The organism is Rhodococcus sp. IEGM 1409, from assembly GCF_030056735.1.
In the GTDB taxonomy this organism is placed as follows: Bacteria; Actinomycetota; Actinomycetes; order Mycobacteriales; family Mycobacteriaceae; genus Rhodococcus_F.
This window is the reverse complement of record NZ_JASHKN010000013.1, coordinates 41518-54924: the sequence shown is the minus strand read 5'-3', so window position 1 is coordinate 54924 and position 13407 is coordinate 41518. Positions and strand designations below refer to the sequence as shown.

13 protein-coding genes are annotated in these 13407 nt (G+C 63.5%); 5 read left to right on the top strand and 8 right to left on the bottom strand.

From position 1 onward, the window contains the following. Positions 1–105 precede the first annotated feature (105 nt). Both QM716_RS26370 and QM716_RS26365 read left to right on the top strand, forming a co-directional pair. Positions 106–1734 carry an ABC transporter transmembrane domain-containing protein gene (locus QM716_RS26370; protein WP_283307148.1) on the top strand — a complete coding sequence of 543 codons (1629 nt, stop codon included), beginning with the start codon at positions 106–108 and terminating at the stop codon, positions 1732–1734. Next, positions 1731–3512 carry an ABC transporter ATP-binding protein gene (locus tag QM716_RS26365; RefSeq protein WP_283307147.1) on the top strand — a complete coding sequence of 594 codons (1782 nt, stop codon included), beginning with the start codon at positions 1731–1733 and terminating at the stop codon, positions 3510–3512. Before QM716_RS26370 ends, QM716_RS26365 begins: the two co-directional genes overlap by 4 nt. Positions 3513–3545: 33 nt before the next feature. Here the strand turns inward: QM716_RS26365 and rlmB are convergent, their stop codons facing one another. Genes rlmB through carD form a run of 5 tightly spaced genes read right to left on the bottom strand, consistent with a single transcriptional unit; the run spans position 3546 to position 7618 of the window. Further along, a complete protein-coding gene (gene rlmB, locus QM716_RS26360) occupies positions 3546–4523 on the bottom strand; it encodes a 23S rRNA (guanosine(2251)-2'-O)-methyltransferase RlmB (protein ID WP_230816683.1) in 978 nt (325 codons plus the stop codon). Positions 4524–4525: 2 nt separating this feature from the next. Then, complete coding sequence (gene cysS, locus QM716_RS26355) at positions 4526–5920, bottom strand: cysteine--tRNA ligase (RefSeq protein WP_095970890.1); 1395 nt, start codon at positions 5918–5920, stop codon at positions 4526–4528. An 11-nt stretch (positions 5921–5931) separates the two neighbouring features. Beyond that, positions 5932–6408, bottom strand: coding sequence for a 2-C-methyl-D-erythritol 2,4-cyclodiphosphate synthase (gene ispF, locus QM716_RS26350; protein WP_283307146.1), 477 nt, complete (start codon positions 6406–6408; stop codon positions 5932–5934). Continuing rightward, the gene (ispD, locus tag QM716_RS26345; protein ID WP_283307144.1) at positions 6409–7107 is read right to left on the bottom strand and encodes a 2-C-methyl-D-erythritol 4-phosphate cytidylyltransferase; all 699 of its coding nucleotides are present in this window, start codon (positions 7105–7107) and stop codon (positions 6409–6411) included. Between the two features lie 22 nt (positions 7108–7129). Next, a complete protein-coding gene (gene carD, locus QM716_RS26340) occupies positions 7130–7618 on the bottom strand; it encodes a CarD family transcriptional regulator (protein WP_230816687.1) in 489 nt (162 codons plus the stop codon). A 265-nt stretch (positions 7619–7883) separates the two neighbouring features. Between carD and QM716_RS26335 the strand changes: the two genes are divergently transcribed. After that, positions 7884–8519, top strand: coding sequence for a copper chaperone PCu(A)C domain-containing protein (locus QM716_RS26335; RefSeq protein ID WP_283307143.1), 636 nt, complete (start codon positions 7884–7886; stop codon positions 8517–8519). Positions 8520–8617: 98 nt separating this feature from the next. After that, entirely contained in the window at positions 8618–10051 is a 1434-nt protein-coding gene (radA, locus tag QM716_RS26330) for a DNA repair protein RadA (protein WP_283307142.1), read from the top strand. A gap of 23 nt (positions 10052–10074) precedes the next feature. Here the strand turns inward: radA and QM716_RS26325 are convergent, their stop codons facing one another. Beyond that, positions 10075–10635, bottom strand: a complete 561-nt coding sequence (locus QM716_RS26325) for a PaaI family thioesterase (RefSeq protein ID WP_283307141.1) — start codon at positions 10633–10635, stop codon at positions 10075–10077. A 96-nt stretch (positions 10636–10731) separates the two neighbouring features. Here QM716_RS26325 and disA point away from each other — a divergent pair, with 96 nt between their 5' ends. Then, complete coding sequence (disA, locus tag QM716_RS26320) at positions 10732–11817, top strand: DNA integrity scanning diadenylate cyclase DisA (protein ID WP_024487741.1); 1086 nt, start codon at positions 10732–10734, stop codon at positions 11815–11817. A 26-nt stretch (positions 11818–11843) separates the two neighbouring features. Here the strand turns inward: disA and QM716_RS26315 are convergent, their stop codons facing one another. Continuing rightward, entirely contained in the window at positions 11844–12590 is a 747-nt protein-coding gene (locus QM716_RS26315) for a DUF4232 domain-containing protein (protein WP_283307140.1), read from the bottom strand. Positions 12591–12687: 97 nt separating this feature from the next. Next, a complete protein-coding gene (locus QM716_RS26310) occupies positions 12688–13317 on the bottom strand; it encodes a carbonic anhydrase (RefSeq protein ID WP_283307139.1) in 630 nt (209 codons plus the stop codon). Positions 13318–13407 lie beyond the last annotated feature (90 nt).

Below are 13407 nucleotides of genomic sequence, written 5' to 3'. Positions count from 1 at the left end.
CGCTGCCGCGTAGCCCTTGGCATCTACGAGCACTTTCCGTACCCCCACCGGCTCTACCGTAGAACTGCACAACGAGTGTTCGGATCTGGGCGAGGAGTTTCACGAGTGTCAGCGCTGCCCGAAACTCGTACCGGTCCGATGGACATGATCAAAGTCGGATCGTTCTCCTCCGGACGCGGCCCGCGACTGGTTGCAGCCGTCACCGGGCAGGCATCGTACCAGGTTGCTCAAGCCCTCATTCCGGTGCTGATCGGCACCGTCGTCGACCGGGCAATCGGAAAGTCCGACAGCACAGCACTTCTCGTGTGGCTGGTGGTGCTGTGTGCTCTGTTCGTCGGACTTGCCCTGTCGTGGCGCATCGCAGTTCGCCTGAACACACAGGTCTTCGTCTACGGCGAACACGACCTACGACTGAACGCTGCCAGACGGGTACTCGATGCCAGGGGCATGCAAGCTCAGCGTTCGACGGGTGAAGTTCTCACCATCTCCACCTCGGACGCCTCACACGTCTCGGGCTTTTCCTGGGTTGTCGCCGAGCAGGGCTCAGCTTTCGCAGGGCTCGCCGCGGCAGTGATTTCGCTTGCCTTTGTATCGTGGCCGCTCGCACTGATCGTCGTGCTCATCACGGCTGCGCAGCTCGTATTCATCCACAAGATCAGCGGTCCACTGGACGAGCGTGTGTATGCAGAGCAGAAGAAGGCAGCCGAGGCAGGCATGCTTGCAACTGATTTCACGCTCGGGCTACGAGTACTCAAAGGATTCGGAGCCGAGCCCACTGCTCTCTCCCGATACGTCCACGCGAGCCGGGAGTCGATGAAAGCAGCGATCCGGACTGTCCGGGCAATGTCCAGTCTGACCGCGCTCAACTCAGGGGTCTCCGCGTTGGTACTGGCGTCAGTCGCATTGGGAGCCGCGTGGATGGCGCATCAAGGCACGATCACCGTGGGCAACTTCGTCACCGTGGTCGGCCTGAGCAGGGTGATTGCCGGTCCGATGGAAACGCTGGGGTTCTTCGGTGCCGAACTCGCCGCCAAGCGAGGCTCCGCGCGCAGACTGTCCGAACTCCTGACCGAACCGCACCTGATCGATTCGCTGCCCTCCACGGCCCCGATCAGCCCCGACAGAAGTCAAGACGCCCTGCTGATTTCGACCGGCAACGGAACCGTCGTCTCAGCTCGCCGCGGAGAAGTGGTGGGCGTGCGCGCCGACGATTCCGCTGACCGGCTGGCACGACAACTCGCCTATCAGACCCCGCTGGTCCCCGACTGCTACTTCGTATTCGGCACCGATGCAACCGAACTCGGTCCGGACGGAGTTCGCGATCAGGTGTTCGTCTCCGCTCATGAAGGAACCGTGTTCACCGGCACCGTCTTCGACAATCTGGCCGCACCGAGCGTCGACTCGTCGGCAATGACGTCATCCGCACTCGACGACGTGTTGACGCATCTGCCCGACGGCCACCTCTCCGAAGTAGGTGAGCAAGGAAAGAAGCTCTCCGGGGGTCAACGCCAACGCCTTCTCCTCGCCCGTGCTCTCCATCAACCCCAGCCGATCCTGGTCCTCCACGAACCCACCACTTCCGTGGACTCTGTTACCGAGCATCGAATTGCACACTCATTGAGAAACTTTCCCGACAAGGCCATTGTGGTGATCACCTCGAGTCCGACCTTGCTCCATTCGTGCGACCGTGTCGTGACGATCGACGACGACGCTCGGGATGGAGACTCGTTGTGACTGAAACCCTTCCGGATGCATCTGCTGTTCCGGCTACATCTGCCCTGCCGATCGCGTCGACCAAGCAGACCGTCCGCGCATTGATCGCACTGCTTCGGCCACGCAAGCGAGCGCTCGCACTCACGACCGTCGTACTTCTCTCCGCTACGGCCTGCGGCCTGTCCACCCCCGCGCTGCTCGGACTCATGGTCGATGCGGTCACGGAGGGCAAACCGTTTGTCTCACTTCTGCGTATCACCGCGTTCATGCTCGGCGCAGCGGCCGCAGGAGTTGCGCTGACCTGGTGGAGCACACAGCTTCTCGCGAATGTCGCGCAGAACGTGCTGGCCGATCTTCGTGAAGACGTGTTCGCCGCTACGCTCGCGCAGCCGTCGTCGCTGGTCGAGGATGCCGGAACCGGCGATCTGATTTCCCGGGTCTCGGGTGACGTCGAAGCGGTCAACACCGTCATCGCTCGAGTGCTTCCCGCAACGGTGTCGGCCCTGTTCATGATTTCACTGACGCTTGTCGGTGTGGGAGTGATCGATTGGCGCTTCACCCTGGCCATCGTTGCGGTCGCGCCGATCCACTATTTTGCTCTTCGTCATTTCCTCCGACGCTCCGGGCCCGTCTACCGACGCTCTCGAGCTGCGCAGGCCAGGCGGGGACAGCAGCTCATCGAAACTCTGGGTGGCGCAGGCACTGTCACTGCCCTGCGGAGAACTGACGAGCACATCGACCGAATCGCCGCGACCTCCGAGCATGCCATCAGCTTCGACATGCAGGCAGTTCGACTGCGTACCAACTTCTTCGCTCAACTGAACGGCGCCGAACTACTCGGATTGGCCGCCGTCCTGAGCGTCGGCTACTGGCTCGTGACCACGGGATCGGTGTCCATCGGCGCCGCTACCGCCGCCGCGCTCTACTTCCACAGTCTGTTCAGCCCCATCGCGGTATTTCTCTCCAACATCGACGAACTTCAGGATGCGGGTGCCAGCCTGGCTCGCCTGATCGGTGTCACCGCGATACCCGGGCGTCCTTCGACGATTCCCGCCCCGGCTCGGTCCGAACCCATCGGCGTCGAGGTGGACCGGGTTTCTTACTCGTACGACAACTCCACCCCGGTGATCGATTCGATCTCGATCTCGATCGCACCGGGGGAACGAATTGCCGTCGTCGGCAGCAGTGGTGCCGGAAAGACCACGCTCGCCAAACTGATTGCCGGCATCATTCCCGTCGGGGACGGGCACATCACCGTCGACGGCACACCGATTGACGACCTGAGCGATGCCGAACTTCGGCACAAAGTCGTCCTGGTCAGCCAGGAAGTTCACGTGTTCGTCGGGACGATCTCCGATGATCTCCGATTGTGCGCACCCGATTCGGACGACACGACGATCTCCGAAGCCGTCGAAACGATGAAAGCTCAATGGATTCACGAGCTTCCGGAGGGACTCGAGACCCGAGTCGGGGCCGGCGGGTTCCAGTTGACTGCGGCGCAGGCACAGCACATAGCCCTCGTCCGACTGGCTCTGCTCGATCCACCCGTCGTCATCCTCGACGAGGCCACTGCCGAAGCCGGAACCACCGCAGCAGGTCTACTCGATCAGGCGGCCGAGCTCGCGGTCAGTGGCAGGACTGCCGTGGTGATAGCGCACCGCCTGAGCCAAGCAGTCCGCGCCGATCGGATACTCGTCATGAGCGGTGGCCGCGTAGTCGAGAGCGGGACACATGACGAGCTGATCGGCGCGGACGGTTCCTACGCTGCATTGTGGGAAGCCTGGTCGGTACGGAGCTAGATCCCGCCAGGCTCACCTGCACGCTGTTACAACTCAGCTGCTACGACGCCTGCGGGCGATGTCCGCGAGGACAACTCCGGCGGCAACCGACGCGTTGAGCGACTCGACCGGACCGGCCATCGGAATCGAGAGGATCGCGTCGCAGTTCTCGCGGACGAGACGTGAAAGACCCTTGCCCTCGGAACCGACCACGATCACCACGGGACCGCTGCCGTCGAAATCGTCGAGAGTGGTGTCGCCGCCTGCGTCGAGACCGACAACCTGAACACCCTTCGACGCCCAGTCCTTGAGCGTGCGAGTGAGGTTGGTGGCCCGCGCAATCGGCAGACGAGCGGCAGCGCCGGCGCTGGTACGCCAAGCGACAGCACTCACGCTCGCGCTACGACGCTCCGGAATCACGACGCCGTGTCCACCGAAAGCTGCGACCGAGCGCACAACGGCACCCAGGTTGCGGGGATCGGTGATGTTGTCCAGCGCGACGAGCAGCGGCGGCTCGGCGTGCTTACGTGCCTCGGACAGAAGATCGTCCGGGTGCGCGTAGCGGTACGGCGGAACCTGCAGAGCGATGCCCTGGTGAAGACCGTTGGCGCTGAGGCGATCCAGATCCGAGCGCGGCACCTCGAGGATGGAGATACCGGCGTCGGCAGCCCGCTGAACAGATTCCTTCAACCGGTCGTCGCTCTCGGTACCGACAGCCACCCACAGCGCCGTCGCCGGAACACCCGCGCGCAGGCACTCCACCACCGGGTTGCGACCGAGCACGGTCTCGGGACCGTCGAGAACCTTGCGGCCCGGACCTGGACGGCCACCGCGACCCTGGTTCTGCTTCTCGTCGGCCCGGGCGGCGCGCGCTGCACGCTTCGCCGCGGGGTGCTTGGTGCGTGCCTCGGCGGGAGGCGTAGCACCGCGGCCGGCGAGACCACGCTTGTGCTGGCCACCGGAACCGGCAACCTGGCCCTTCTTGGTGCCGCCCTTACGGACTGCGCCGCGCCTGCTCGAGTTTCCAGCCATTGTTACTGCCCTGCCTTAAGGGACCATTCGGGTCCGTCGGGAGTATCGGTTACTTCGATACCCGCCTTGATGAGGCGATCGCGAACCTCGTCCGCCACCGCCCAGTTCTTTTCCGTACGTGCCTGCTGCCGACGATCGAGATCGGCCCGCACCAACACGTCCAAAGCTTCCATTGCCGTCTCGGTGTCGCCACCGGACTGCGTCCAATGCTCGTCGAGTGGGTCGACGCCCAGGATCGCGAGCATGGCCCGCACCTGGCCGGCAGCCACCCGAGCCGCGTCGAGATCACCGGCAGCGAGCGCGGAATTGCCCTCGCTCGCCTTGCCGTGGATCTCGGCCAACGCGATCGGCACCGACAAGTCGTTGTCGAGAGCCGCCGCGAAACCTTCGGTCCACGTACCGAGTTCGACGCCACCTGCGCGCTTGTGTGTGCGCAGGACAAACGACTCGAGCCCTTGGTAGGACTTCGCACTTTCGTCCAATGCCTCGTCCGAGTACTCGAGGTTGGAACGGTAGTGCGCACTACCGAGGTAGTACCGAAGTTCTTGCGGGCGAACCTTCTTCAGCACGTTCGGCACCGAGAGAACATTGCCCAACGACTTGGACATCTTCTCGCCACTCATCGTGACCCAGCCGTTGTGCAGCCAGTACTGAGCGAAATCGTCGCCGGCACACTTGGCTTGAGCGATTTCGTTCTCGTGGTGAGGGAAGACGAGATCGCGTCCACCACAATGGATGTCGAATGCCGCGCCGAGGTAGAACTCCGCCATGGCCGAGCACTCGAGGTGCCAGCCCGGACGGCCGGGTCCCCACGGCGTCGGCCACGAGGGCTCACCGGGCTTGACGGCCTTCCAGAGAGTGAAGTCGCGGGGATCGCGCTTTCCTTCGGCAGCACTCTCGCCCTGATGGACGTCGTCGAGTTTGTGACCGGACAGCGCGCCGTACTCCGGGTAGCTCTGCACGTCGAAGTAGACGTCACCGCCCGCCGCGTACGCGTGGCCGTTCTCGATCAGGCGTTCCATCATCTCGACCATCTGCGTCACGTGACCGGTGGCCCGTGGCTCGATGGACGGCGGCAGCACACCCAGTTGGTCGTAAGCCCACGTGAACGAACGCTCGAACGTCGTCGCCCACTCCCACCAAGGTCGACCGGCGTCGGCAGCCTTGTTGAGGATCTTGTCGTCGATGTCCGTCACGTTGCGCACGAAGGCAACGTCGTTGCCGTGCGCCAACAGCCAGCGCCGCAGCACGTCGAAAGCGACGCCGCTGCGAACGTGTCCGATGTGAGGATCGCCCTGAACTGTCGCCCCACACAGGTACACCGATGCATGTCCGGGGGCCAACGGAACAAAATCCCGAAGGGCCCGCGTACCGGTGTCGTATAGGCGCAGGGTCACGACCAGCGATCTTACCTGTCGTGTTCGGTTGTCATGACCAACGCGGTGGCCATGGCGGCGATCCCCTCGCCGCGACCGGTCAAGCCGAGGCCGTCCGTGGTGGTCGCGGACACCGAAACAGGGGCGCCGAGGATGTCCGAGAGCACCCTCTGCGCCTCGTCGCGTCGCGGCCCGATCTTCGGACGGTTACCGATGACCTGCACTGCTGCGTTGCCGACGGTGAACTGGTTCTCTTCGAGCATTCGGCGAACCTCGGCCAGCATTCGAGCGCCGCTCACGCCGTCCCATTCGGGCCTGCCGGTGCCGAAAACCGAACCGAGGTCACCGAGGCCCGCCGCGGAGAGCAACGCGTCACAGAGCGCGTGGACGGCGACGTCGCCGTCCGAATGCCCTGAGCACCCGTCTGCTTCCTCGAACAGCAACCCCGCCATCCAGCAAGGTCGGCCGACCTCGATGGGATGGACATCCGTGCCGAGACCGACGCGCATCTAATTTCCGTTCCGTGAGTCCGCACTCAACTCTGTCTCCGAGATCAGGAGCGCCCGCGCAAGGACGAGGTCGAGCGGAGTGGTGATCTTGAAGGCGAGAGCGTCGCCGGGAATCGTCTGCACCGAAACACCGAGACGCTCGACCAGAGCGGCATCGTCGGTCGCGGCGACATCACCGGCGGCGTACGCACTCCGCAGGACGTCGGTGGAAAAGCCCTGAGGAGTTTGAACCGCACGCAACTCCGAACGCAGAGGCGTACCGGTGACTGCGCCGAGTACGTCGACCGACTTGATCGTGTCGGTAACCGGAAGTACCGGAATGACCGCGGAGCTGCCGGCCTGGAGAGTTTCGACGACGCGCGCGATCAGCGCCGGGGGCGTCAATGCCCGCGCGGCGTCGTGCACGAGTACAAAATCCGCATTACCGGCAGCACTGAGACCGGCTCGAACCGAATCGGTCCTTTCGGCGCCACCACCGACGACTTCGACGTCCGCCGCACGACCGAGGTCGGCCACGACGGATTCGACCAGTTCAGGCGGCACAATGACAACAACGCGGTCGATCGCTCCGGATTTCCGGAGTCCATCGACCGCGCGTGCAAGCATGGTGCACCCACCGAGTTCGACGAATGCCTTGGGCAATTTCTCACCCAAACGCACTCCCCGACCTGCAGCAGGTACCAGGGCTACTACTGCCACTGTCAGCTTTGTTGTATTACCGTCAGGACGCGGCCGCGAGGACCTCGTCGAGAATGGTATCTGCCTTCTCGGTGTCAGTACCCTCGGCGAGCGCGAGCTCTCCGACGAGAATCTGACGAGCCTTGGCGAGCATGCGCTTCTCACCAGCGGAAAGTCCACGGTCCTGCTCACGACGCCACAGGTCACGAACAACTTCTGCAACCTTGTTCACGTCACCTGAGGCAAGCTTCTCGAGATTTGCCTTGTATCGACGAGACCAGTTGGTGGGCTCTTCGGTGTGCGGTGCTCGCAGAACCTGGAAAACCTTGTCGAGGCCTTCTTGGCCGACCACGTCACGAACTCCGACGTACTCTGCGTTGTCTGCAGGAACCCGTACTGTGAGATCGCCTTGAGCGACCTTCAGAACCAGGTACTCTCTCTGCTCACCCTTGATGGTGCGGGTTTCGATAGCTTCGATCAGCGCCGCACCGTGATGGGGGTATACGACGGTGTCTCCGACCTTGAAAATCATGTGTCCCGTGCCCCTTTCGATTCCACTAGTTTAACACGTGAAAGAACCGACCACTCATCAACTGTGCAGGTCAGGGGCGTCCTTGCTCGAGCGTAGGGGTTGACAGGGCTTGTTGTACGTGCATTCAACTGGTCTGGAGCACCCCTGTGTAACCGACTGAAAGCCCACGCAGACAACCGTTGTGGCGACCCGACGGCCAGCCTGCGGGACCTTATCTACTACTCTGCCTAGTGGAGTGCGAACCTGACGCCGTGGAGGACAAATCGTGACTGCTATCCGTAAGCCGACTCGTCGAGTCGCTACCGCCATTGCACTGGCTGCAGGCGCAGCCATCGCGCTGTCCGCTTGCGGTTCCGGACAGGTGAGCCAGACCGCCGTCCAGCAGGCCGCCGTGAACGGCAACACCGCCAACCTCGGTGAGATCGCACTGCGCAACGTGCACATCGCTTACCCCTCGTCCGAGGAATACAGCATCGAGCCGGGCGGCAACGCCGTGCTCGCGTTCACCATCGTGAACGACAGCGCCGAGACCACGGACAAGCTCGTCAGTATCACCACCGATTACGCAGCACGCGTCATCGCAGGTGAAGAGGTCGGCGGCTTGACGATCAAGCCGCAGACGTCACTGCAGGCAGGTCAGTTGCCCGCCGGCGAGGGCACCGCGACCGAGGCCGAGACCCAGATCAAGAACAACGAAGAGAACGACGACGCACCCGCTGCGCTCACTCTCGTCGTTCTGCAGGACATCAAGGCAGGCGTTCGCCCGGGCTTGACCGTCCCGATCACCTTCAAGTTCGAGAAGGCCGGTTCGGTCACCATCGACGTGCCTGTCGATGCCGGCCCGCAGCTCGAGCGCAACGAGTCGGACAAGTCGCCCGACGTTGCAGAAGCTGGGCACTGAGCCCCGAAACACCAAGGCGCACACTGCGCCTCGCAGAACAATTTCAGCATCGCACTAGAGGCGGGGTCCATGTCGGACCCCGCCTCTAGTCTGTCCCGGTGGCCAAAGTGAAATCGAACTACCGATGCTCCGAATGCCAGTCGGTAGTGCCCAAATGGGTCGGTAGATGTCCGGACTGCGACTCGTGGGGCTCGATGACCGAGGTCGCCGTCGTGGCACCCGTCGCCAGTCGCGCCGGCGCTTCACTCGCGAAAGCGGGGTCAAGCGCCGTACTACCCACGACGCCGGCCACCCCGTTGACACAGATCGACAGCACCTCGACGCAGGCCAAGCCCACCGGAATCGGCGAACTGGACCGCGTCCTCGGTGGTGGTGTCGTTCCGGGTTCCGTAGTTCTGCTCGCGGGAGAGCCCGGTGTCGGAAAATCGACGCTACTTCTCGAGGTCGTCTACCGCTGGGCGATGCGCAGCGCGGATGATCGAGCGTTGTACGTCACGGGCGAGGAGTCGGCCGGTCAGGTTCGACTGCGGGCAGATCGCACCAACTCGGTCCACGAGCGGATGTACCTGGCAGCGGAATCCGATCTCGCGACCATCCTCGGCCACGTCGAGCAGGTCAAGCCCACCCTGGTCATCGTCGACTCGGTGCAAACCATGCTTGCTGCCGACGTCGACGGAGTCGTCGGCGGCGTGACTCAGGTCAAAGCCGTGACCAGCGCCCTGACCTCCTTGGCCAAGGCAAGTGGAATCCCGGTGCTTCTGATCGGCCACGTCACCAAGGACGGCGCCGTCGCCGGCCCACGCTCGCTCGAGCATCTCGTGGACGTGGTCCTGCACTTCGAAGGTGACAAGCACTCCACCCTGCGCATGGTCCGCGGCGTCAAGAACAGGTTCGGCGCGGCCGACGAAGTGGGCTGCTTCGAACTGAGCGAGCAGGGCATCAACGAAATCAGCGATCCGTCCGGTCTTTTCCTGCATCACCGTGAAGAAGCCGTGGAAGGTACTGCCGTCACCGTGATGATGGACGGTAAGCGTCCTCTGCTCGGTGAAGTTCAAGCCCTCGTCGCCACCACACCCCTGCCGACACCTCGCCGTGCCGTCAGCGGGCTGGACACCGCCCGCGTGGCCATGGTTCTGGCCGTGTTGGAGCGCCGCGTCGGCGTGTCGATCTCGAAGGCCGACGTCTACGCCGCGACCGTGGGCGGAATGCGGATGACCGAGCCGGGCGCAGATCTGGCTCTAGCCATCGCTGTCGCCTCGGCGGTGAAGGCCAAACCCGTTCCCAAGGGGCTCGTCATCCTCGGCGAGGTCGGACTCGCCGGGGAAGTTCGGCGAGTTGCAGGCGTGAACCGACGCCTGATCGAAGCTGCCCGGTTGGGATTCACCAGCGCGATCGTTCCGGTCGATTCAGGCCCCAACATTCCCGGCATGCGCGTCAACGAAGTCGCGAATTTAGCCGAGGCGTTGGCTTATGCCGGATTGATGGGCGGCAAGCAAGCTCCGGCTCGCCCCAAGCTCACGCCGGTGAAGTGACCGGCCTGCGGACGACTACCGCTTCAGACCGACGAGGTGCCGAACGGGGAAGTAGGTTCGCCGTCCACGAACTCCTTGGTCTTGGCGAAGTGTTCCGGGGTGATGGTCAGGAACAGTCCTCGGGACGTTCCCACTACCGCGTCCGGATCTGCTGTCGGGCCTTCGACGATGACCGCTTCCGCGCTGGTGTAGACCTTGCGACGCACTACACCGTCGATGCGAGCCCGAAACTCGAGCACCGATCCCAACGGAATCGGTCGGGCGAAGTCGATCTCGAGGTGCCCAGTCACCACAGGCGAGCCGAGAGCCATGCATGCCATGCCCTGAGCCTCGTCGAAGGCCGTCGACAAAATGCCGCCGTGAATGACTCCCGGACCGCCCTGATACTTCTTGGCGACCTCCAGACGGCCGGTCACTTCCAGCCCGTCACCGGCCCTGAAACTCATCGCCATTCCCGCAGGCTGGTCGTCGCCGCAGCCGAAGCATTTCGACCAGTGCTGAGGCAGCTTCTCGCCGGCGGCCGGAAAGAATTCGGCCGGCTCCGGGAGGGTCAGGTCGTCAGGCAGGGTCCAGGTACTACTCATGGATAGGTAATCTAAACGGGAATCAGTCCGGCACAGGCATCGGACCCGACCGAAGTGACATCGACCTCAGCAGGGAGTTTCTCAATGATCAGTGCGATGGCGGACACACAGTCGTCGTCGGCATTGCGAGAGACCATCGCCAGGTTGGCGCCGGGTACCGCTTTGCGAGACGGGCTCGAGCGCATTCTTCGCGGTCGTACCGGCGCGCTGATCGTCCTCGGATACGACGAAGAGATGGAAGCGCTGTGTGACGGCGGATTCAATCTCGACGTGGAGTTCGCCCCGACCCGATTGCGCGAGTTGTCGAAGATGGACGGCGCGGTTGTCCTCTCGACGGACGGCACACGCATCGTGCGCGCCAACGTCCAACTCGTTCCCGATCACAAGATTCCCACCGTCGAATCCGGCACCCGGCACCGTGCCGCCGAGCGCACGGCGATTCAAACCGGCTATCCCGTGGTGTCGGTCAGTCAGTCGATGTCGATCGTCAGTGTGTACGTCGGCGGGATCCGGCACGTCATCGACGGCTCGGCCACCATACTTTCGCGCGCCAACCAGGCCGTCGCGACGCTCGAACGATACAAAGCGCGCCTCGACGAAGTGACACGGCAACTGTCGGTCGTCGAGATCGAGGATTTTGTGACCCTGCGCGACGCGTTGACCGTCGTACAGCGACTCGAAATGGTTCGCCGTGTGTCGATCGAGATCGAGCAGGATGTCCTCGAGCTCGGCACCGACGGTCGCCAGTTGGCACTGCAGCTCGAAGAACTGGTCGGGGACAACGACATTGCACGTCAACTGATCGTTCGGGATTACCTTGCCGGCCCCGAACCCATCGGCACCGCGGCGATGGACAACGTCCTCGTCGCACTCGATCGCGTCACCGACGCCGACCTACTCGACCTCACGACGCTTGCGCGTGTTCTCGGATATCCGGGCACGATCGAAGCCCTCGACACCCCGATGACTCCTCGCGGATATCGCGTACTGATGCGTGTACCTCGATTGCAGTTCCATCAGATCCACCGGTTGGTCGGATCCTTCGGCACTCTCCAGTCGCTGCTGGCCGCTACAGCCGCCGATCTGCAGTCGGTCGAGGGCATCGGCGGGCTGTGGGCCCGTCACATCCGTGAGGGACTGTCCCGGCTCGCGGAGACGTCGATCACCGGATCGTTCAACTAGCCAACCCGTTCGCCGCTTGCTCGCTCTCACGCGATGTTGAACGGCTCCGGGGAGCTTCGCAATGCGCCGAGCTGACCGACAACCGTGTACGCGCCTGCGCCCACCGGATTGCGCTCGGGGTTCTGCGCGGTCGCGCACTCGGGGTTCGACGTCGTGGCCGACCAGGCGACCTTGAACGCGGCTTGCTCACCCGGAGCGAGATTGCGCACGTCGGCAGCGGGCTGCGGGTAGCAGTCGACGTTGGACCACAGACGGGTCTTGCCGTCGATGCTGTAGACGAGCACCTGTTGAAGGCCGCCCGCCAGATCTCGATCGCAGGGTGCCGAACCGATGTTGGTGATGACGATCGTGAACGACGGCTCTTCGCCGGGAGCAAAGGTCGCCTTGTCTGCGGTTGCCTTGACTGCCAGCGACGAGTCGGCGCACTGACCAGCCGGGACCGGGGCCCCGGTGGTCGACGAAGACGACGAAGACGACGACGACGACCCCGAAGCCTGCGACCCCGAGCCACCCGACCCACCGGCAGCGCCGCCACCCGAACCACCGCCACCGTCCGGTGCGTTGGATCCGGAAGGGTTGGGGGTGAAGGAGACATCTGTTGTCAGCGAGGAACTCGCAGCGGCCGAATCGGCCTCCGGGGTATCACTTCCACCGCCAAAGAGGGCGGACGCCGCCCAGATGATCAATGCCAGCGCAATAACGGCAGCACCGATGGCCAGCGCCCGGCGACGCCAGTAGATCTCAGGGGGCAGTGGTCCATTCGGTTCCAACACGGACTCAACGGTAGTTGGCGCGGGGTCCACTAACCGTCAGCTGAGGCGGCGTGTCGGTACCCATTGTCCGGTGCCAGCTATCACTGCCCCGGAAGATCTATCCCTCGGCGGTCTCGCCGATGTCGCCGACAGCGCCCTGAACTCGCATGTGACCGTCGGACAACGTGTACGTGACGCCGACGATCGCGCACGCACCCTTGTCCACCTTGTCGGCGATGATCCGGGACCTCTGCATGATCAACGAGCCGGTCTCCACGACGTGACGGCCTTCGAGTTCGTCGACGGTGGACAAACCTTCGTTGCGGCCCATCAGGATGGACGGAGCAACACGCTCGACCACACTGCGGATGAATCCATCGGGAACTGCGCCCTTGTCCAGGGCGTCGAGCGTTGCCTTGACGGCACCGCAACCGTCGTGCCCGAGGACGACGATGAGCGGCACGTTGAGCACGTGAACGGCGTACTCGATCGAACCGAGAACCGAATCGTCGAGTACGTGACCCGCCGTGCGCACAACGAACATGTCGCCGAGGCCCTGGTCGAAAATGATCTCTGCGGCTACGCGCGAATCACCACAACCGAACAGAACCGCTGTGGGGTGCTGCCCGTCGACGAGTTTCGCGCGGTCCGCGATTCCCTGGCTGGGATGGATGGATGCGTCGTTGACAAATCGCTCGTTGCCTTCGCGAAGGGACTTCCAAGCGGAAATGGGGCTTGATCGTGGCATTCACTCATTGTGCACCCGAAGCATTTCGGACTCTCGCCGGGAAGGTTGCGTAGACGCAAACGAAAGTTCCGCGTCGACATTCACACCTTG